The organism is Mannheimia sp. E30BD (assembly GCF_041807785.1).
Taxonomy (GTDB): domain Bacteria; phylum Pseudomonadota; class Gammaproteobacteria; order Enterobacterales; family Pasteurellaceae; genus Mannheimia.
In genome coordinates this window covers 62,451-82,814 of sequence record NZ_JBGTYX010000007.1, presented here as the reverse complement: position 1 = coordinate 82,814, position 20,364 = coordinate 62,451, and the positions used below count along the sequence as shown (strand labels likewise).

General features: G+C 33.9%; 18 protein-coding genes. 17 read left to right on the top strand and 1 reads right to left on the bottom strand.

Going from position 1 to position 20,364, the window contains the following annotated elements; translation table 11 throughout:
- Positions 1–97: 97 nt before the first annotated feature.
- From ACERCG_RS06350 to rfbB, 12 genes are read left to right on the top strand one after another with little or no spacing between them, the layout of a single operon-like run.
- A complete protein-coding gene (locus ACERCG_RS06350) occupies positions 98–1,279 on the top strand; it encodes an LPS O-antigen chain length determinant protein WzzB (protein WP_373611213.1) in 1,182 nt (393 codons plus the stop codon).
- Positions 1,263–2,522 carry an oligosaccharide flippase family protein gene (locus tag ACERCG_RS06345; RefSeq protein ID WP_373611212.1) on the top strand — a complete coding sequence of 420 codons (1,260 nt, stop codon included), beginning with the start codon at positions 1,263–1,265 and terminating at the stop codon, positions 2,520–2,522. The genes ACERCG_RS06350 and ACERCG_RS06345 overlap by 17 nt, the downstream gene beginning before the upstream one ends.
- A gap of 4 nt (positions 2,523–2,526) precedes the next feature.
- Positions 2,527–3,462 carry a glycosyltransferase gene (locus tag ACERCG_RS06340; protein ID WP_373611211.1) on the top strand — a complete coding sequence of 312 codons (936 nt, stop codon included), beginning with the start codon at positions 2,527–2,529 and terminating at the stop codon, positions 3,460–3,462.
- Entirely contained in the window at positions 3,463–4,248 is a 786-nt protein-coding gene (locus ACERCG_RS06335) for a glycosyltransferase family 2 protein (protein ID WP_373611209.1), read from the top strand.
- Positions 4,249–4,258: 10 nt separating this feature from the next.
- Complete coding sequence (locus tag ACERCG_RS06330) at positions 4,259–5,335, top strand: EpsG family protein (RefSeq protein WP_373611208.1); 1,077 nt, start codon at positions 4,259–4,261, stop codon at positions 5,333–5,335.
- Between the two features lie 22 nt (positions 5,336–5,357).
- Entirely contained in the window at positions 5,358–6,437 is a 1,080-nt protein-coding gene (locus ACERCG_RS06325) for a glycosyltransferase (RefSeq protein WP_373611207.1), read from the top strand.
- On the top strand, positions 6,427–7,566 hold the full coding sequence (locus tag ACERCG_RS06320; protein ID WP_373611206.1) for a glycosyltransferase family 4 protein: 1,140 nt from the start codon (positions 6,427–6,429) through the stop codon (positions 7,564–7,566). Before ACERCG_RS06325 ends, ACERCG_RS06320 begins: the two co-directional genes overlap by 11 nt.
- A gap of 3 nt (positions 7,567–7,569) precedes the next feature.
- Complete coding sequence (locus ACERCG_RS06315) at positions 7,570–8,172, top strand: sugar transferase (RefSeq protein ID WP_373611205.1); 603 nt, start codon at positions 7,570–7,572, stop codon at positions 8,170–8,172.
- Positions 8,165–8,701: a DapH/DapD/GlmU-related protein gene (locus tag ACERCG_RS06310; protein ID WP_373611204.1), complete on the top strand. Its 537-nt coding sequence runs from the start codon at positions 8,165–8,167 to the stop codon at positions 8,699–8,701. The genes ACERCG_RS06315 and ACERCG_RS06310 overlap by 8 nt, the downstream gene beginning before the upstream one ends.
- A gap of 39 nt (positions 8,702–8,740) precedes the next feature.
- Positions 8,741–9,913 carry a DegT/DnrJ/EryC1/StrS family aminotransferase gene (locus ACERCG_RS06305; protein ID WP_373611203.1) on the top strand — a complete coding sequence of 391 codons (1,173 nt, stop codon included), beginning with the start codon at positions 8,741–8,743 and terminating at the stop codon, positions 9,911–9,913.
- A gap of 53 nt (positions 9,914–9,966) precedes the next feature.
- Positions 9,967–11,859, top strand: a complete 1,893-nt coding sequence (locus ACERCG_RS06300; protein WP_373611202.1) for a nucleoside-diphosphate sugar epimerase/dehydratase — start codon at positions 9,967–9,969, stop codon at positions 11,857–11,859.
- An 11-nt stretch (positions 11,860–11,870) separates the two neighbouring features.
- Positions 11,871–12,878, top strand: coding sequence for a dTDP-glucose 4,6-dehydratase (gene rfbB, locus ACERCG_RS06295; RefSeq protein WP_373611201.1), 1,008 nt, complete (start codon positions 11,871–11,873; stop codon positions 12,876–12,878).
- 43 nt (positions 12,879–12,921) lie between these two features.
- Here the strand turns inward: rfbB and ACERCG_RS06290 are convergent, their stop codons facing one another.
- Positions 12,922–14,175, bottom strand: a complete 1,254-nt coding sequence (locus ACERCG_RS06290) for an O-antigen ligase family protein (protein ID WP_373611200.1) — start codon at positions 14,173–14,175, stop codon at positions 12,922–12,924.
- Positions 14,176–14,315: 140 nt separating this feature from the next.
- Here ACERCG_RS06290 and ACERCG_RS06285 point away from each other — a divergent pair, with 140 nt between their 5' ends.
- The 5 genes from ACERCG_RS06285 (at position 14,316) to ACERCG_RS06265 (ending at position 20,346) form a co-directional block, all read left to right on the top strand.
- Complete coding sequence (locus ACERCG_RS06285; RefSeq protein WP_373611199.1) at positions 14,316–14,912, top strand: Uma2 family endonuclease; 597 nt, start codon at positions 14,316–14,318, stop codon at positions 14,910–14,912.
- Positions 14,913–15,061: 149 nt separating this feature from the next.
- Entirely contained in the window at positions 15,062–15,277 is a 216-nt protein-coding gene (gene rpsU / locus ACERCG_RS06280; RefSeq protein ID WP_006252283.1) for a 30S ribosomal protein S21, read from the top strand.
- 153 nt (positions 15,278–15,430) lie between these two features.
- A complete protein-coding gene (gene dnaG, locus ACERCG_RS06275) occupies positions 15,431–17,179 on the top strand; it encodes a DNA primase (RefSeq protein ID WP_373611198.1) in 1,749 nt (582 codons plus the stop codon).
- A gap of 208 nt (positions 17,180–17,387) precedes the next feature.
- On the top strand, positions 17,388–19,262 hold the full coding sequence (rpoD, locus tag ACERCG_RS06270; protein WP_373611197.1) for an RNA polymerase sigma factor RpoD: 1,875 nt from the start codon (positions 17,388–17,390) through the stop codon (positions 19,260–19,262).
- Between the two features lie 94 nt (positions 19,263–19,356).
- On the top strand, positions 19,357–20,346 hold the full coding sequence (locus ACERCG_RS06265; protein WP_373611196.1) for a DUF3298 domain-containing protein: 990 nt from the start codon (positions 19,357–19,359) through the stop codon (positions 20,344–20,346).
- The last annotated feature ends 18 nt before the right edge of the window (positions 20,347–20,364 follow it).

Genomic DNA, 20,364 nt, shown 5'->3' with positions numbered 1-20,364 from the left:
GCAAGTGCAATCTCAAAAGAACGTAAAAACATGGTATAGCTCAGTAAGAAATAGTGTATAATTGTTAAAAAACATTAGGTTAAATTTAGAGGAAATTATGGCAGATTCATTAAGAGCAACTGAACAACGCTCAGATGAGATTGATTTGATTGAGGTTTTTCGTATTTTATGGGATAAAAAATGGTGGATTGTTCTAACTATATTTATCACCACATTACTTGCCAGTATTTATGCGTTTACTGCGAAAGAGCAATGGACGTCTAAAGCTAACGTAATAGCTCCACGTATTACAGAATTAGGTAATTTATTACCTATTCGTGCTGAATATGCTCGAATTACAGGTAACAATGAATTTAGTGCTGAAGGTTTGGCTAACGTATTACATGATAATTTCAGACATTTTTTATTATCTGATGATTTAAAGAAGGATTTTTTAGATAACTCATCTTGGGTAAATCAGGAGCTTGCGGATAAATCAGAAAAAGAAAAACGCAAGTTTGTTTCTGATTTAATCATGAATTATTTAAAGGTACATAGACCCGCTAATAAGAAAAAAGATGAAACAGAGTTAGAAGAAATAGGACTTATGATTACCTTTACGAATGAAAAGCCGGAGAATGCTCAATATGTATTAAGTCAATATCTTGAATATGTAAATAACTACGTCGTTAATGAATTAAATAAGGAATTTAAAGTTGGTTTTGACTTACTTTTAGATAATTTAAAATTTCATAGAGAACAAATTGCCTCAAGTATAGATGAATCAAAAACAGTTCAAGTTAATAACTTAGAAAAAGCGCTTAGTATTGCTAAGAAGGCGGGTATTGCGGAGTTTACTCGGAATCTAACAAGTGCTCAAACATCTTTTATTATGCCGGAATATTTAGGTGGTGAAGCGAAACTGAATATTTCAGATTCTAAGTTGGCAGATGGAACTTATCTTTTTATGTTGGGTGAAAAATATTTGCAGGCACAATTGGATATTGCTAAAGATAAAGGATTTACTTACCCATTGGAGTACTATCAAATAGACAGGAAAATTTTTCAATTAGAGCCGTTATATAGTAAATTGACTGGTATTAAAGATGTGAAAGCATATCGTTATTTGGCTTCTCCAAATTATCCGGTAAGTAAAGATAAGCCTAATAAAGTGGTTATTATGTTAATAGGTTTAGCGATAGGAATCGTGATCGCAATAATCTTGATTTTCATTTTATATGTTATTAGAAAATCAAAATTAATAGATAGAAAAATAAGTAAGAATGAAGATTTCAAATAGAGCAGTTATAAATAATTCATTATGGATGATGTCTGAAAAAGTGATATACCTATTCGGACTCATCTTTGTTACTGCGCTTGTAGCTAAATATATTGGACCGGAAAATTTTGGTAAGCTGGCATTTGTTACATCTATTTTTGCTATTGTTCAAACAGTTTGTATGTTTGGTTTAGAAAATGTTATTTTTCAGAAAATAAGTAAAAATAGAAAAATGGGTGAAAGAGTAATGTTTGCTTCTGCTACTATAAGAAACGTTCTTTTTTTTGCTATTTCTCCAATACTTCTATTATATTTATATTTTACATCAGATTATTTGACCTTTATTTTTTCCTTTTCTACCTGTATAGCAACCTACTTTTCATTAAATGATGTTTATAATATTTATTTTAATGCAACACTAAATTCAAAAATAAATATGCTATGTAATTCTATTGGGTTGATAGTGTCATTGCTAGCGAGATATTTGGTGCCATATCTTAACTTGGAATATCATTGGTTAAGTATTTCTATTATACTAATGACATTTTTTCCTTATATTTTAAGGAGAATTATTTATGCAAATACTAATGGTGCAAAGAGGTCTGGTGGGGTAAAACATAGAAACTATATGATTAATGTAGGTAAACATTTAATTTTATATAGCCTATCAATAACTCTATATACTCAAGTTGTCCAATTATTGCTTGGTTACTATTCTAAATATAAGTTGGGGATATTTTCTGTTGCATATACGTTAGGTAATAGTTTTTATTTTATTCTGGCAGCACTTATTTCTTCTTTTATGATTAAAGTTTATTCGGAAGAAGAAGGAGAGCAAACAAAGATATTAGTTGCAAAGTTAAATTGGATTGTTATAGGGGTATCTATTTTAGCATTTTTATTTTTATACTGTTTCGGTGAGCTAATAATTGTTTTACTTTATGGGGAACAGTATAAAGAGGCTTCTGATATAATTATTTTTATTATAATTTCTTGCTGTTTCTCAGGGTTGGCAACTATATCAGAAAAATATTTGTTTAAATTTAATGAGTATGATTATTTAAATAAAAAAACAATTAGGTTATGTATATTAAATTTTATTCTTAGCTTTGTAATGATTAAAATATATGGTATATATGGTGCTGTCTTATCTGTTTTGTTATTACAGATGATTTCTGCAACCATATATAATTATTTATTTAGATTTAAAGAAGGTTTGATTTTAGAAACTCATAAAGCTATGTTTAAACTTCTAAAAAGGTAAATAAATGAAATTAAGTATTGTTATTCCTGTTTATAATGTGGAAAAATATTTATGTGCCTGTTTATCTAGTATTCTTAGGCAAAATCTAACAGATTGTGAAGTTATTATTATAAATGATGGTTCAACAGATAATAGTGCAATAATTGCAGAGAAATTTTGTTCAGAATATCAAAATTTTCATTTGTATTATAAAGAAAATGGCGGATTGAGTTCTGCTAGAAATTTTGGTCTAGAAAAAGCAATAGGTGAGTATATATACTTTTTGGATTCTGATGATTATTTAGAAGATGATGCATTAAGTATTATCATTGACGAAATGGAAAAATACGATTTAGATGGAATAGCATTTGATTTTAGAAAAGTAACCGAGCAGGGGAAAGTTATAAACAAAAAAAATTACTATCAAGATATTGGTATTGTGAGTGGAAATGAATTTTTAGATACTTTTACTTGTATATCTAATGTATGGTCTTACTTATATAAAAAAGATATTCTTATTAAAAATCAATTGAATTTTCTTGAGGGGATATATCATGAAGATGAGCTATTTACACCGCAAGCAATTTCATACTGTAAAAGGTTTAAGTTTATAAATGTCATTGCCTATAACTATTTACAAAGAAGTGGTAGTATTATGACAACTATAAACAAAGAGCAAGAATTAAAAAAATTCAATTCTAAAATAATTGTCTTAGAAAAGTTAATGGAATTTTCAAAAGTCCAAAAAAAAATTCAATCTATAGATTACCATCCTGTAGATAAAAAAATTGAAGATTTAGTGATTTCATTAAGAGTTCAATATTATAGGAATGACGGTATTGAAAGGAAATATAAGCTAAGAGAGTTAAATGCTATTTTGCCACCTAATTTTCTTATTAGATATGCAAATATAAGAAAAAGAATTTTCTGGCTGATAGATTCTATAATAAGGAAAAAATAAATGATTAGCATTATTACACCGACATATAATAGAGCTCATCTTCTTGAACGGCTTTATAAAAGTTTATGTAAGCAAACTTCAATGGAGTTTGAGTGGATAGTCGTAGATGATGGTAGTACAGATAATACTAAAGAAAGATTGTCCGAATTTTTATGTGGAAACTTGGATATAACTACTTACTACAAAGAAAATGGCGGCAAACATACTGCATTAAATATTGGCGTTGAGTTAGCAAAATATCCATATGTTTTTATTGTAGATAGTGATGATATGTTACCTGAAAATAGCGTTTCAGTGATTGTTGATAAGATTAATTTGATATCTAAACGAGAAGATTTTAATAAAATATCTGGAGTATGTGGTTTAAAAAGCTTTTTCGATGGTACTGTTGTTGGGGGTGGGGAATACCATGAAGATATGGTTTGTAATTACCTTGATTTTAGGTATAAACTAAAAATTTCTGGCGATAAAGCGGAAGTTTTCAAAACTGATATTTTAAAAAATTTTAAATTTCCAGAGTTTGAAGGAGAGAAATTTTGTCCTGAAGCACTTATTTGGAATCGGATTGCAGAAAAATATAATATGTTTTTTTTCTATAAAAATATTTATTTTTGTGAATACCAAAGAGGGGGGCTAACAGATAATATATATGAAATTAGAAAGAAATCTCCTAAAGCAACACTAACATATTATAAAGAGCTTTTCTTAAATAATAGGGTTCCGTTCTTTTATCGATTGAGGGGGGTAGTAAATTATATACGTTTTTTTATTGTAACTAAATTATAATGAGTTATATATGTCAGTATATTTATGTACTTTAGCACTACTTCTTATTTCTTCTTTTATTCAAGTTTTTGCTAAAAGAGAAATAGAGAAAATGCTAGCCGGATTTATATTTATAATAGGTTTTATCTTCAGTCTATATACTAATATGTTTAGAAATATGATTGGGGGGTATGATGTGTTTGTATATGCATTTTATTTTGAAAATATAAATGAATTGGGGAATTATTTTAATTATGAGCAGGGCTTTTATTATTTTACAAAATTAATTTATCTGATTAGTGAGGATAGGTTTTTTTATTTTTCTGTAATTGCAGCTATATATACTTTTTCTGTGTTTTTTATATCTAGAGAAATTAGTAGGAAGCATTATTTTTTTATATTTTTTCTGATTTTTTGTAAATTTTATTTTTATAGTTTTGTCTATTTAAGGCAAGTGCTTGCTGTTGTTTTGGTATGGCTTGGCTGCATTTATCTATCTAAAGACAGAAAAGTGGTTTTTATATTTTTAACTCTAGTTGCATCATCTTTTCATATAAGCGCAATTATATCTATATTTTTCTTGTTTTTAAATAAGAGTTATAGTAAAGGTAGTTTATATTTTCTATTCTTTTTAGGTTTTTTGTTTTTATTTCTTCCTCTGGAAAAAATATTAGGCTTTATTAATATTGATAAGTTTGGTAATTATTTAAGTAGAGATTTAAATGTTTTTTATTTTTTTGAATCTTTGGTTGTTTTTTTTCTGCTTGTTTCATATAGGAAAAGAATTATCCTTATAGGAAGGGAATATAATTTCTATTTTAACTTGGCAATATTTTATTCTGTTTTTAATTTAATTGTCTCTAGCTTTAGTGGGTTTTCTCGGTTCTCTTGGTATCCTTTTATCGGTGTTGTTATTTTTTTAGGTCATCAACTAATGCTTGGTCGTAATAATATAAATAAGCTAATTTTATTTATAGGGATATCATTCTATTTTATCTCTATGTTTCTGAGAATAATGCTCTTAAGAGATGGTGGAGATATGATGCCTTATGAAAGTATATTCTCAGAGAGTATTAGAAATAGTCAATTTCAAGAAATAGGTAAATAAGAGATAATAAAAGGAAGTATAAATGAAAATATTATATGTAATCACGGGTTTGGGTTTAGGTGGAGCTGAGAGAGTTGTCGCTAATTTAGCAGATGAAATGTATAAGCATGGTCATCAAATTAAAATTGCTTATTTAACAGGGGATATTAAAGTTAAACCACAAATTGAAAATATTGAGATTATTTATCTAGGTTTAGAAGGCTTTATGTCATTTCTTTCTGCAAGTCAAAAATATAGAGATCTTATAAATAGTTATAAGCCTGATGTGGTTCACTCTCATATGGTTCATGCAAATATTTTTACAAGATTGAACCGTATATTAAAAAAAATACCTAAGTTAGTTTGTACCGCCCATAATTCTAACGAAGGCGGGAAAATAAGAATGTTGGCATATAAATATACAAACTTTTTGTCAAATTTTAATACTAATGTTAGTCAAGCAGCAACAGAAGCGTTTATCAAATCAGGTGCTTTTACAAGAGATAATATTCAAACTATTTATAATGGGATAGATTTAGATAAATTCAATTGTGATAATAAAAGAGATATTAACCCTAGTAGCTTTAATTCTTCTGAAGTAAATTTTTTATCAGTTGGAAGATTTGAAAAGCAAAAGGATTATCCAAACCTAATTAAAGCTGTTTATTTAGTAAAAAAAATATATCATAAGCCAATTAAATTTTATATAGCTGGTGAAGGAAGACTACGTCCTTTACTAGAAAATTTAATAGAAAAAATGCAACTTAGTAATGATATTATTCTTTTGGGGGCAAGAGCTGATATTCCCGAGTTACTAAATCAATCTAATTTCTTTATATTGCCTTCCAAGTATGAAGGCTTTGGCTTAGTTGTAGCTGAAGCGATGGCTTGTAAATGTTTTGTTATATCGACAAATTCTCTAGGACCTGCTGAAATTATGGGAGATACGGGGATTTTGGTCGAACCCCAAAATCCAGCTAAGTTAGCTGATGCTATCTTATATGCTCTTACATTATCACCAGGAATAATTCAAGAAAATAATGAGAGAGCTAGAATGCGTATAGAATCGTTATTTTCATTAGAAAAGTCAGTAGAAACTTGGTTGGATATTTATGCAAAGTAGAAAGAAAATAGTTCTTGTTGCAACAGTTGCCTCAAGTATTTATGGCTTTAGACAACCACTTATTGCGGAATTACAAAAGAGAGGATATCACATATATGCTTTTGTTTCGGAATATATGCAAACAGAATTAGATAAAATTTGGGCTATGGGGGTAACTGTTATTCCTTACCAATTAAATCGTGGTGGATTAAACCCCATAGCTGATGTTTGGGCAACTTATAAATTAGCAAATCAAATAAGAAGGATTCAACCTGATCTAGTATTTAGCTATTTTTCGAAACCGGTTATTTTTGGTACATTAGCTGCCAAAATGGCGAGAGTACCAAAAATTTTTGCAATGTTAGAAGGATTGGGCTATACCTTTACTGAGCAGCCTGAAGGGTTTTCAAGAAAAGCTAAAATAATTCGCAAAATTCAAGTGATTTTATACCGCTTGTCATTACCATTAGCTGATAAAGTGATTTTCTTAAATCCAGACGATCCAAGAGATTTGTTGGAGAAACACCAAATTAAAGTTAAAAAAGTGGAAGTTTTAGGTGGTATTGGGTTAAATCTCTCAGATTATCCTTATCAACCTGTTCTTCAGACTGAAAATATTCGATTTTTATTTATTGGCCGTTTATTAAAAGAAAAGGGTATTCATGAATTTATTGCGGCAGCAAAAATTGTTAAAGCCCGGTATCCGAATACAATTTTTACTGTGTTAGGTGCGATTGATAAGATGAACTTAGGGGCGTTGTCACAAACTGAGTTAGATAGTTGTATTCAAACCAGTTTAATTGAATATCCTGGGCAAGTTTCTAATGTATCAGAGTGGATTGTCAATAGTCAAGTCTTTGTATTACCATCTTACCGTGAAGGTGTGCCAAGGAGTACGCAAGAAGCAATGGCAGTTGGTCGAGCTGTTATTACAACTGATGTACCAGGTTGTAGGGAAACTGTAGTTAATGGTTTAAATGGTTTTCTAATACCGGTATGGGATAGCCAAGTATTAGCGGAGAAAATGATTTATTTTATTGAAAATCCAGAGCAGATTACGCTGATGGGAAATGAAAGTTATCGAATTGCACAAAAGAAGTTTGATGTTGATAAGATTAATCAGAGGTTAATTAGTTTTTTAGAGCTTTAATTTATGTTAAAAAGATTATTTGATATTACTACATCTCTAGTTGCTTTATTGGTTTTATTGCCTGTTTTTTTAATAGTTGCTTATAAAGTAAAACAAAATCTAGGGTCTCCCGTACTGTTTCGGCAGGTAAGACCGGGATTATATGGTCAGCCTTTTGAAATGGTGAAATTCCGTACTATGAAAGATGCTATAGATCAAAATGGCAATCTATTACCAGATAGTGAGCGTTTAACACCATTTGGTAAAATGCTAAGAGCGACAAGCCTTGATGAAATTCCTGAGCTGTGGAATGTTTTAAAAGGTGATATGAGCCTAGTTGGTCCTCGTCCATTATTGATGGAATATTTGCCATTGTATAATGAACGACAAGCCAAACGGCATAATGTCCGTCCTGGAATTACAGGCTATGCACAAGTTAATGGGCGTAATGCAATTAGCTGGGAACAAAAATTTGAGCTTGATGTTTGGTATGTGGAAAATCGATCATTGTGGTTAGATATTAAGATTCTACTTAAAACAGTTATTAAGGTTTTATTACGTGATGGCATTTCTAAGCCTGGTGAAGTAACAACAACTGCATTTAAAGGAAATAGGGATAATGTATAGAATTTATGATGGTGCTAAAATAATTAATCGTGCTAACCTTAGAATTGGCAATTATTCTCAGATTGATGATTTTGTTTTTTTTAATTGTGGTCAAGAGAGCATTATTGGAAGTTTCGTTCACATATCTTCCTTTACAAGTATTATTGGTGGTGGAAAATTTTATATGGATCATTTTTCTGGTTTAAGTGCTGGATGCAGAATTATTACTGGAAGCGATGATTTTATGGGGGGAGGATTAACAAACCCAACTGTTCCTTCAAAATATACAAATGTTAAGCAATCATCAATAAAAATAGGAAAACATGCAATTATAGGAACAAATGTGACTATTTTACCAGGAGTTACTATTGGTGAAGGGGCTGCTGTTGGGGCTGGGGCTATTGTAAGAAAGAATTTAGAGCCTTGGACGATTTATACAGGGATTGATTGTAAGCCTCTAAAGGCTAGGTCTTCTACTAAAATTTTACAATTAGAAAAAGAATTGTTAGAAGATATGAAACTGACAATGACTAGTATTTTTGAACTTTAAGTAAAGTTTTATGTTTTATAGAGTAGGAAAAATTTTATTATGCTAAATACAAACTTTGAACCGTGGCCGTCCTTTACTCCTGAAGAAGCTGATGCTATTTCAAAAACACTTTTATCCAATAAAGTTAATTATTGGACAGGTACAGAATGTCGTGAATTTGAAAAAGAATTCGCTCAATTTACACAAACGAAATATGCGGTTGCGTTGGCAAATGGCACTCTTGCCCTTGATGTTGCTCTAAAAGCATTAGATATTGGAGCCAGTGATGATGTTATTGTAACTTCCCGTACATTTTTAGCCTCTGCCAGCTCAATTGTGACAGCTGGTGCTAATCCTATTTTTGCAGATGTGGAGCTAGACACCCAAAATATTTCTCGCCGTACTATTGAGGCTGTTTTAACCCCAAATACTAAGGCGATTATTTGTGTGCATTTGGCAGGCTTAATGTGCGATATGGATCCAATTATGCAACTTGCTGATGAAAAAGGCTTGTATGTAATTGAGGATTGTGCTCAGGCTCACGGTGCGATGTACAAGGGGTATTCAGCCGGTTCAATCGGTCATATTGGTGCTTGGTCATTCTGCCAAGATAAAATTATGACTACTGGTGGTGAAGGTGGTATGGTAACTACCAATGATGAAATTTTATGGAGAAAGATGTGGTCTTACAAAGACCATGGTAAAAGTTATGATGCGGTTTATAATAGGGAACACCCTGCCGGTTTCCGTTGGCTACATGAATCATTTGGCACAAACTGGCGAATGATGGAAATTCAGGCTGTTATTGGGCGTATTCAATTAAAAAGAATGTCTGAATGGACGGAAAAACGTAATGAAAATATGAATAAAATTTTATCAGCATTTGAGAATAGCCCTTACTTTACAGTATTTAGACCTTCTCCTGATTATGTTCACGCAGCATATAAATGCTATGTGCAAGTAAATAATGATGCCTTACCAAAAAGTTGGTCAAGAGATCGTATTATGCAAGAAATTAACGGATTAGATGTGCCGTGTTATAGTGGTTCATGCTCGGAAGTTTACTTAGAAAAAGCATTTGATAATACTAATTGGAGACCCAAAGAGCGCTTGATAAATGCTAAACAGTTGGGGGAAACGAGCTTAATGTTTTTAATACACCCTACTTTATCAATAGAAAATATACAAAAAACAGTTCAAGCAATAAAATATATTAAAGAACGCATAAAGTAATATTTGAAAGGGAGATTAATCTCTCTTTCTTTATTTAAAGGAAATAAATAAAAATGTTAGATTTTATATTAAAAATGCCAAGAAAATTAAAGAGAGGAATTACCATATGTATGGATGCCCTTATTATTGCTATTGCATTTTTTGGGGCATTTTTAATTCGATATGAAGATGATTTTTTCTTTTATTCTTCTGCTTACTGGCTTATTTACATTTCATTGCTGTCTATAACTCTTATTGTATTTATTAAACTAGGATTATATCGTGCAGTCTTACGTTTTATTACAATTAGTATTGTAAAAACTGTACTGCTCGGAACAACAGCATCTACATTATTATTACTCATAATTTCTTATTATTCTCAATTTAATATACCTAGAACAGTCACATTTCTATATTTTATTCTATTAACTTTTATAACAATAAGTGTAAGGTTACTATTTAGAACTATATTAAATATAGAAAGAGATAGGAAACAAGCAGTTATTATCTATGGGGCTGGGGATGCCGGGCGTCAATTACTTACTATGCTTAACCAAATGACAGGCTATTTTGTAGTAGCTTTTGTTGATGATAACCGAAAATTACATAAACTAATGCTACATGGTATTCGAGTATATTCTCCTTCACAGTTACCTGATTTAATAAATAAGTATAAAACTAAGCAAATTTTATTAGCGATGCCGAGTGTATCCATTTCTCGTAAAAAAGAAATTATCCAAGATATTTCACAATACTCGTGTGAAGTTATGTCTGTACCATCAATGGAGGATATTCTAACTGGTAAGGCTCAACTTACAATGCTTAATAAAATCTCTATTGATGATTTGTTAGGCAGAGAACCTGTATTGCCTATTCGTGAATTGCTATCAGCTAATATTCAAGATAAATCTGTACTTGTTACTGGTGCTGGAGGTTCTATTGGCTCTGAACTTTGTCGGCAGATTATTAATCAAAAGCCAAAGAGACTGATTTTATTTGAGCTAAGTGAATTTAATTTGTATCAAATAGAGTCAGAATTAAAAGCAAAAATTAAAGCTAAAAATTTAGAAGTTGAGCTTATACCCATTATGGGAACTATACAAAATAAAGCTCATCTATCTAAAGTAATGATGTCATTCCATATCAATACGGTTTATCATGCCGCTGCATATAAGCATGTTCCATTGGTTGAATACAATGTTGTAGAAGGGTGTAAGAACAATATTATAGGAACTTTGAATTGTGCTCTGGCAGCAATTGAAAATAATGTAGAAACATTTGTATTAATTTCTACTGATAAAGCAGTTCGTCCAACTAATACGATGGGAACAACAAAACGTGTTGCAGAATTGGTTTTACAGGCATTATCAAAAAAACAAAAAGCAACACGTTTCTGTATGGTTCGTTTTGGTAATGTTCTTGGATCATCAGGTTCTGTTGTGCCATTATTTAGGAAGCAAATTGAGTCCGGTGGACCAATTACTCTTACTCATAGCGATATTACTCGCTACTTTATGACTATCCCAGAAGCCTCACAGCTGGTTATTCAAGCAGGGGCAATGGGAGAAGGCGGAGATGTGTTTGTATTGGATATGGGAGAGTCTGTTAAAATTATTGATCTTGCTAGGAGAATGATCCAATTAAGTGGTTTAAAAGAGAAAGATTCAAATAATGCCAATGGAGATATTGAAATCAAAATTACCGGTTTACGACCTGGAGAAAAACTCTATGAAGAGTTACTTATTGGAGATAATGTAGATAAAACAGAACACCCAAGAATAATGAAAGCAAAAGAAAATATGCTAGATTGGCCAATATTAGAAGTATATTTATCACATTTAGAAAAATATTGTGATGATTATAATATTGAAGAAATTAGATCGTTATTACTCAAAATGCCAACCGGATTTAATCCGGTAGATCATATCTGTGATTTAGTTTGGAAGAAAGTAGCAATATATAATTGACAAGTATATCAATGAAAATCCTTATTACTGGTGGAGCCAGCTTTATCGGCTCTGCCTTAATTCGTTTTTTGATTAAGCAGACAGAACATACAGTGATTAATGTCGATAAGCTTACTTACGCTGCGAATTTAGCCTCACTTAAGACAGTACAAAGTTCTGAGTGTTATTATTTTGAGCAAGCTGACATCTGTGCAAGCGGTCAAATTTCCGAGATTTTTTGCAAATATCAGCCTGATGCAGTGATGCATCTTGCTGCTGAAAGCCATGTTGATCGCTCAATCAAGAGTGCTGGTGAGTTTATTCAAACTAATATTGTTGGAACTTATTCTCTGTTAGAAGTCACTCGACAATATTGGGAGCATTTGCTCGAACCTCGAAAATCAGCGTTTCGTTTTATCCACATTTCAACAGATGAAGTGTATGGTGATTTGCCATTAACAGCTGAACCATCTGCTGAAAATTCACCTTATGCTCCAAGTAGCCCTTATTCTGCTTCCAAAGCATCGGCTGATCATTTAGTGCGTGCTTGGCATAGAACTTATGGTTTACCGACGATTGTTACAAATTGCTCCAATAATTTTGGTCCTTATCAATATCCTGAAAAATTAATTCCATTGATGATTTTAAACGCATTGCAAGGTAAGTCTTTGCCTATTTATGGTGATGGCTTGCAAATTCGGGATTGGCTTTTCGTCGAAGATCACATTCGTGCTTTATATGATGTGTTAATTAAAGGTAAAGTAGGTGAAAGTTATAATATTGGTTCCCATCAAGAAAAAAGCAATATTGAGGTGGTTTATTCGATTTGTGAACTGTTAGAGGAGTTAGTGCCGAATAAGCCTAAGAATGTCCAAAAATATGTAGATCTAATTACCTATGTTCAAGACCGACCGGGGCATGATGTTCGCTACGCATTAGATGCGACTAAAATTCAAAAAGAGTTAGGCTGGAAACCTCAAGAGACATTTAAAAGTGGTCTTCGTAAAACAGTAAATTGGTATTTAGATAATAAAGAATAGTGGGTTAAAAAATAAAGGCAGAAAATTAATTTCTGCCTTTATTTTATATGTTCTTCTCTTTCTGTTTTACTAAATGGTATAACAGAATTAATGTAAAGAAATAGAAGATTGAGCCTGAATTATGAGCTAAATATGATTGAGTCAAGAAAAAGAATGAGTGGGAGATAATATGTATTATTCCCAAAACTGCAATACATTTTAATGCCATATCTTTTGTTTTTAATCTTTTTGTAAAAATAATTAGAGGGATAATCAGAACGGTCATCAACGTAAGAAATCCTGCGATTCCTCTTTTAACAAAAGCTTCTAAGTATTGGTTATGAAGGCTATTAAGATCAAGCGTTACATTTGACATTTCGCCTGAGTTTATCTGTCTTTTTCTAAATTCTTCGTAACCTAAACTTCCATGCCCTAATATTGGTTTCTCACTAATAGCAATGAGAGCATTTTTCCACATATCTAAACGGGCACCTTGAGAGGATTCTTTGACCCCATTGTTTATATAATTTATAACATCTGCTTTAGCAGAATCATATCTTTGTTGAAAGCCAAATTCCGGTCTGGTGATCAATAGGGAAATAGCAATAACAACAAATGAAACAATCATTAATAATATCTTCTTGTTAATATTTTTATAATAGCATACTAAAATAAGTAAGAAACAGAAAGGAAAGGCAATCCAACCACCTCTTGCACCGGTTAGAATACTCGCTACCAGCCCAAGTATTGCACATAAAATACATAATGCAGCTATTTTAATATTCCTATTGAACCAATAAAAACTAATAACTATGCTTAATAGGGATAATGTCATACAAATATCTCCAGCTTGGATAATCATTATTTCCGGGAAAGGAAGATGTAATTTGAGAATAAATTTTTGGTATATTGCCAATATACCAATAATTAAAGAACCAATAGGGATAAAATAGAAGATTGTTATTTTCTTTATAGGGTAAAGGCTAAATAAGAAAATTAAAGGAATAAATAACAATACTCTACTTGGAGTATCGATTATTCTGATACTATCTTGATTTGTGATAACAGAGGTTGGGAATGCTAAAAAATAAGCAATAAGAGCATAAATAAAATATTTATCCTCTTTATCGAGCTGCCATTTTATTTTCAATTTAAATCTGTAATATAAGAAACTAAATGTTGCAATAACGCCTAAAGTCATCGGCACATAACTATATCCTTTTTTAAAGGTCAGCACTGTTACAAAAAATGCAGCAACTAATATATTCACAAAAAGCGTAATTTGTGGCTTTTCTATTTTTCTCAGGTGATGAAGCATTGACTTGTCCTAAAATGATGAAAAAATCGTTGCCATTTTATACTAAGTAGTGAGTTTCTATCTATCCTTTTAGCAAAGTTTTGTTGAATTTGAGGGATTATTCTGCATAATATCCTTATGTTTCTGAAAAAGGAGGCGGTATGAGCTTATTACCAATGAACGAAATTACCAGCTTAAATCAATTGGATTTACAAAAAAGTTACAGTTACGCTGATTATTTGCTGTGGAAATTTAAAGAGCGGGTTGAGATTATCAAAGGGAAGATTATGGTAATGTCTCCGGCATCTACTCGTTTTCATCAGCGAATTTCTATGAAGATGACAGCAAAATTTTTAGAGGTTTTTGACAATCACCAATGCCAGATTTATTCTGCGCCTTTTGACGTTCGGTTTCCCGATGAAAACGGAAAAGTCAAAACTGTAGTGCAACCGGATCTTTGTGTAATTTGCGATACTAGCAAATTAGACGAAAGAGGCTGTGTAGGGGCACCGGATTTAGTAGTGGAAATCCTTTCTCCGGGTAATACTAAACGAGAGATGAAAGATAAATATGAACTTTACCAAGAACAAGGGGTAAAAGAGTATTGGATTGTTTCTCCCGAAACCCGCACCATTCAGATTTTTGTATTGGAGAACGGTAAATATATCGGTATTCAGCCTGTAGCGGAAGATGAAGTAGCGACTTCGGTTGTGTTCCCCGCATTAAGTTTTTCAACTGAGAAATTATACGAATTGTAGAAAAAGGCAACATAATACGGCGGTTTTATGCCACAATACTACTTTACTTATGTAAGTGCTTAAGGTAAAATGCACTACCTTTTTTGTTCTATGCCGCCAAAATTGTGTGCGGTTAATAATTTAATTCTATTTTTCTGAGGTGATGGCATATGCCAGTAATTAAAGTTCGTGAAAATGAATCATTTGACGTTGCATTACGTCGTTTCAAACGCTCTTGCGAAAAAGCAGGTATCTTAGCAGAAGTTCGTGCTCGTGAATTCTACGAAAAACCAACTACAATTCGTAAACGTGAAAAAGCATCACTTGCTAAACGCCACGCTAAACGTAACTTCCGTGAGAACGCACGCAACACACGTTTATACTAATTAGCTCGCTAATTGGCAAAAATATATCGAAACCGTGATTCCTGTTAGGCTCACGGTTTTGGTGTTTTTAACGTTTCTATTTCAAGCGGTCATTTTTTGCAAAAAATTTGTAAAATGTAATCGCTTGTATCAACCAAGAGCAGGAGGAAATCAATGAAAGGCACAATTCCACGTTCATTTATTGATGATCTTATTGCTCGTACTGATATTGTTGAGGTCATCAACAGTCGAGTTAAGCTCAAAAAAGCAGGGCGAGATTACCAAGCCTGTTGTCCTTTTCATCACGAGAAAACTCCTTCCTTTTCGGTTAGCCAATCGAAGCAGTTTTATCATTGTTTTGGCTGTGGTGTGCACGGTAATGTCATCACTTTTTTGATGGATTATGACAAATTAGAATTCCCCGAAGCGATTGAAGAACTAGCAGCTATGCACGGCTTAGAAGTGCCGAGAGAGAATATGCTTAATCGTGATGGCAAACCGCAAGCGAATTTTAAAACTAAGCGTAACCTCTATGAATTGATGGAATCTGTAGCGAAGTTTTACCAGCAAAATCTCGCTCATCAAATTGAGCCACAGAGCTATTTGCAACAACGTGGTTTATCGGCGGAGATTATCGAACGTTTCGAAATTGGCTTTGCTCCGAATGCCTTTGATGCCGCCTTGCGTACTTTTGGGCAATCGTCTGAAGAAACCCAAAAATTGCTCGATACGGGCATTTTAACCAAAAATGATAGCGGTCGAATTTACGATAAATTTCGCAATCGGGTAATGTTCCCTATTCGGGATAAGCGAGGGCGAGTGATCGCCTTTGGTGGTCGAGTGCTGCCGAACGATGAGCAAGGGGCGAAGTATATGAACTCGCCTGAAACCGTCATTTATCACAAAGGTAGTGAGTTATACGGCTTATATCAAGCACTTAAAGTGAATGAAAATCCTGATTATCTCTTTGTGGTTGAAGGATATATGGACGTAGTGGCTCTAGCTCAATTTGGGGTCAATAATGCCGTAGCTTCACTTGGAACAGCCACCACAGGCGAGCAAATTCAGCAAATGTTCCGTTGTACTGAGCAAATTATCTGTTGCTATGATGGCGATAGAGCAGGGCGAGACGCAGCGTGGCGAGCGTTAGAAAATGCCTTGCATTACTTGCAAGATGGTCGTCAGCTCAAATTTATTTTCTTGCCTGATGGGGAAGACCCAGACACTTTTATTCGCTCACAAGGCAAAGAGGGATTTGAGCAGTATTTGGCAGAGAATGCTAAATCTCTAAGTGATTTCTTGTTCGATAGTTTGCTGGCTGATGTGGATCTCTCCTCAAAAGAAGGGAAATCAAAGCTCGCAGCTTTAGCCGTGCCGCTAATTAACCGCATTCCAGGCGAAATGTTGCGGGTTTATTTACGCAATATTTTAGGGCAGAAGTTAGGTATTCTCGACCCTACACAGATAGAAGCCTTATTGCCGAATAAAAAAGCGGAAGAGAGAGCAGATCATCAAGCGGTTAAAATCAAACGAACGCCGATGCGATTACTAATCGCCTTATTATTGCAAAACCCGTATTTAGTGAAATTTGTGCCTGATGTGAGTTCTCTGAACGCCTTAAAAGAACCAGGCTTTGAATTATTAACGGATATTGTGGCGATTTGTCAGCAAAATGCAGGCATTAGTATGGGGGGGATACTTGAACATTATCGAGAGAATCCCCAATATAAAATCATTGAAACACTCGCAAGCTGGGAACATTTAGTGTTGCCGGAAAATGTTGAGACAACCTTTATTGAAACTCTCGATTTTCTCTATGCAAAATTAGTGGAATTACGCAAAGAAGAGCTAATTGCCAAAGACCGAATGGTGGGTTTAACCGATGATGAGAAAAAAGAGTACGTTTTATTAATGTTTCAATAGTACGAATACACTGAGTGAGTCCACAACAAGCGGTCAAAAAAAGCATTGCTTTTTAAACGTTGGCTTTGCCAACGGCAGCGGAGCTGCGAACAATCCTTACAAGGATTGTGAGTAAAATTCATAAATTTTTTGCAAATTTACCAAGCCAAGCTGAATTTAGTGGTATAATCCATTACTATTTTTGCTCGCATAAATAAACGGATAAACTATGGAAAACCAAGCAGATCAACAATTAGAACAGCAATCCCAATTAGAACTTCTGATCGCACAAGGGCGTGAGCAGGGGTATTTAACGCTTTCTGAGGTTCACGATCACTTACCGGAAGAGTTAGTGGATGCAGAGCAGATTGAAGATATTATTCAGATGATTAACGATATGGGTATCCAAGTCTTAGAGGTTGCCCCCGATGCGGATGATTTACTCCTTTCTGAAAATATCGCTGATGAAGATGTGGTAGAAGAAGCGACAAAAGTGCTTTCTACCGTAGAATCAGAACTGGGCAGAACCACTGACCCTGTGCGTATGTATATGCGCGAAATGGGGACAGTAGAGCTTTTAACCCGTGAGGGTGAGATTGATATTGCAAAACGCATTGAAGAAGGGATTAACGAAGTACAATGTGCGATTGCAGAATATCCAGAGGCATTAACAGGGCTTTTAGAATGCTATGCTCAGGTTGAAAGTGGTGAAATGCGCCTTGCAGATTTAGTTACTGCCTTTGTTGATCCTAATATTTTGGAAGATGCTCCATTAGATGAAATTGATCCTGATTTAGATGAGGATGAAGAATCTGATGAAGTCTCTGATGTGGACGATGACGAAAGTGAAGATGAAGATGGCGATAGCAGCTCGGACAGCAGTGATGATAACTCTATTGATCCGGAATTAGCCCGTGAAAAATTTGAGGCTCTGCGTCACCAACACGAAAAAGTGTTGTTAGCAATTCAAAAACACGGTAGAACAAGTAAAAAATCAAAAGAACAGATCGAAATTTTATCAACTATTTTCCGTGAATTCCGCTTAGTACCAAAACAGTTTGATCTATTAGTTGCCTCTATGCAAGAATTAATGAAGAAAGTACGAGCAGAAGAACGCCAAATTCAACGCTATGCGGTTGAATATTCGGGTATGAAAAAAGCGGACTTCTTAAAAGCCTTCCAAGGGCACGAATTAAGCGAAGCGTGGATTGAAAAAGCGATTAATGCGAAGAAGAATGCAGCACCCAAATTAGCTAATTATGTCGATAATATTCGTGTTAATATCGCAAACTTACAAAATTTAGAGCAAACCTCAGGCTTAACGATTGCACAAATCCGTGAAATTGGCAGGCGTATTTCCAATGGTGAGCTAAAAGCCCGCCGTGCGAAAAAAGAGATGGTGGAAGCTAACTTACGTTTAGTGATTTCTATTGCGAAGAAATATACCAATCGTGGTTTACAGTTCTTGGACTTAATCCAAGAAGGGAATATAGGCTTGATGAAGGCGGTAGATAAATTTGAATACCGTCGTGGTTACAAATTCTCAACCTATGCGACTTGGTGGATTCGTCAGGCGATTACTCGTTCGATTGCCGATCAAGCCCGTACAATTCGTATTCCGGTGCATATGATTGAAACTATCAACAAACTCAACCGTATTTCACGCCAATGTTTGCAAGAAATGGGGCGTGAGGCGACACCGGAAGAGCTTGCTGAGCGTATGGGAATGCCGGAAGATAAAATCCGCAAAGTATTGAAGATTGCCAAAGAGCCGATTTCGATGGAAACCCCAATCGGTGACGATGACGATTCACATTTAGGGGATTTCATTCAAGACGAAAGCCTTGAATTGCCATTGGATTCCGCTACCGCAGAAAGCCTGCGTATGGCAACCAACGAAGTGTTGGAGGGCTTAACCCCGCGTGAAGCGAAAGTGTTGCGTATGCGTTTTGGTATTGATATGAACACCGACCATACACTCGAAGAAGTCGGCAAACAGTTTGATGTGACTCGTGAGCGTATCCGTCAAATTGAGGCGAAAGCACTCCGCAAACTTCGCCACCCAAGCCGTTCGGAAACCTTACGCAGTTTCTTAGACGATTAATAAGTTCCTCTGTGCCTTGTGGTGCAGGGGTTTTTGTTTTAAGATTGGGAACAAACGGTTGTTTTTATCGCATTTTTTACCATAAGGGAGATATATGAAAAAATCACTATTAGCACTTTTAGTTAGCTCGGTATTTGTGATGAGTGGCTGTGAAGACGGCAAAATGACACAAACAGTACTAGAAGCTGAAAAACAAATTGTTCACTTAGGCACAGAATTAAAAAATGCTCAGTCAGAGTTAGCAAAAAAGGAAGCCGAAGTTAACGAACTTTCAGGAGTTAAAGCGGAGAATGAAAAATTAAAAGCGGAACTCGAGAAAGCTCAACAAAATACAGCATTACAGGTTGAAATTGTAAAAATCTTCGATAAAAAAGAAGTGATTAAGCATCAAGTTGATCCGAAAGAAGAATTTGCAATAGAAGAAAGTACGGTTAGTTCGTTTGTATCTCTACCAAAAACCAATTTTGATTGGCTTAACCAACTTTTGATTAATCAGGCTTATGATTACAATGAAGAAGCTGGCAGAAAGCTGAAAAACCTAACCGAAGAAGAGTTTAAAAAACACTATGAAGAGGTTTATCAAGGTTTGGTTGGAAGTGTGAAAAGCGAGCCTGTTATTGGCTATGATGAACATATTTCCAGCACTTTTATCGGGCAACGTAATAATATTGCGACTTTCTTGATGACCCATTATACCTACACAGGCGGTGCTCACGGAATGCATTTTACTCAATATATTAATGTTGATTTAGATAAAAAAGCGGTCATTGGATTAAATGATTTAATCAGCCAAAAAAATCAAGCACAACTAAAAGAAATGCTTTGGGAAATTCACAGCCGTGAGCGAGTGGATGAAAATGGTAACTATAATGGACTTGGAAATCAAAAAGAGTTCCGTGTTTCCGAGCAATTCTATTTCACATCAAGCGGCATTGTCTTCGTTTACCCACCATACGAATTAGGGGCTTATGCGGAAGGCGATACAGAAGTAGAAGCGGATTGGCATAGCATCAACAAGTTACTCAATCCAGATTATCAACGTGGCGAAAAAGATGGGCTCTTTGCAGAGGAACTTGAAAATTAATTGTAAGTTTTAGTTAAA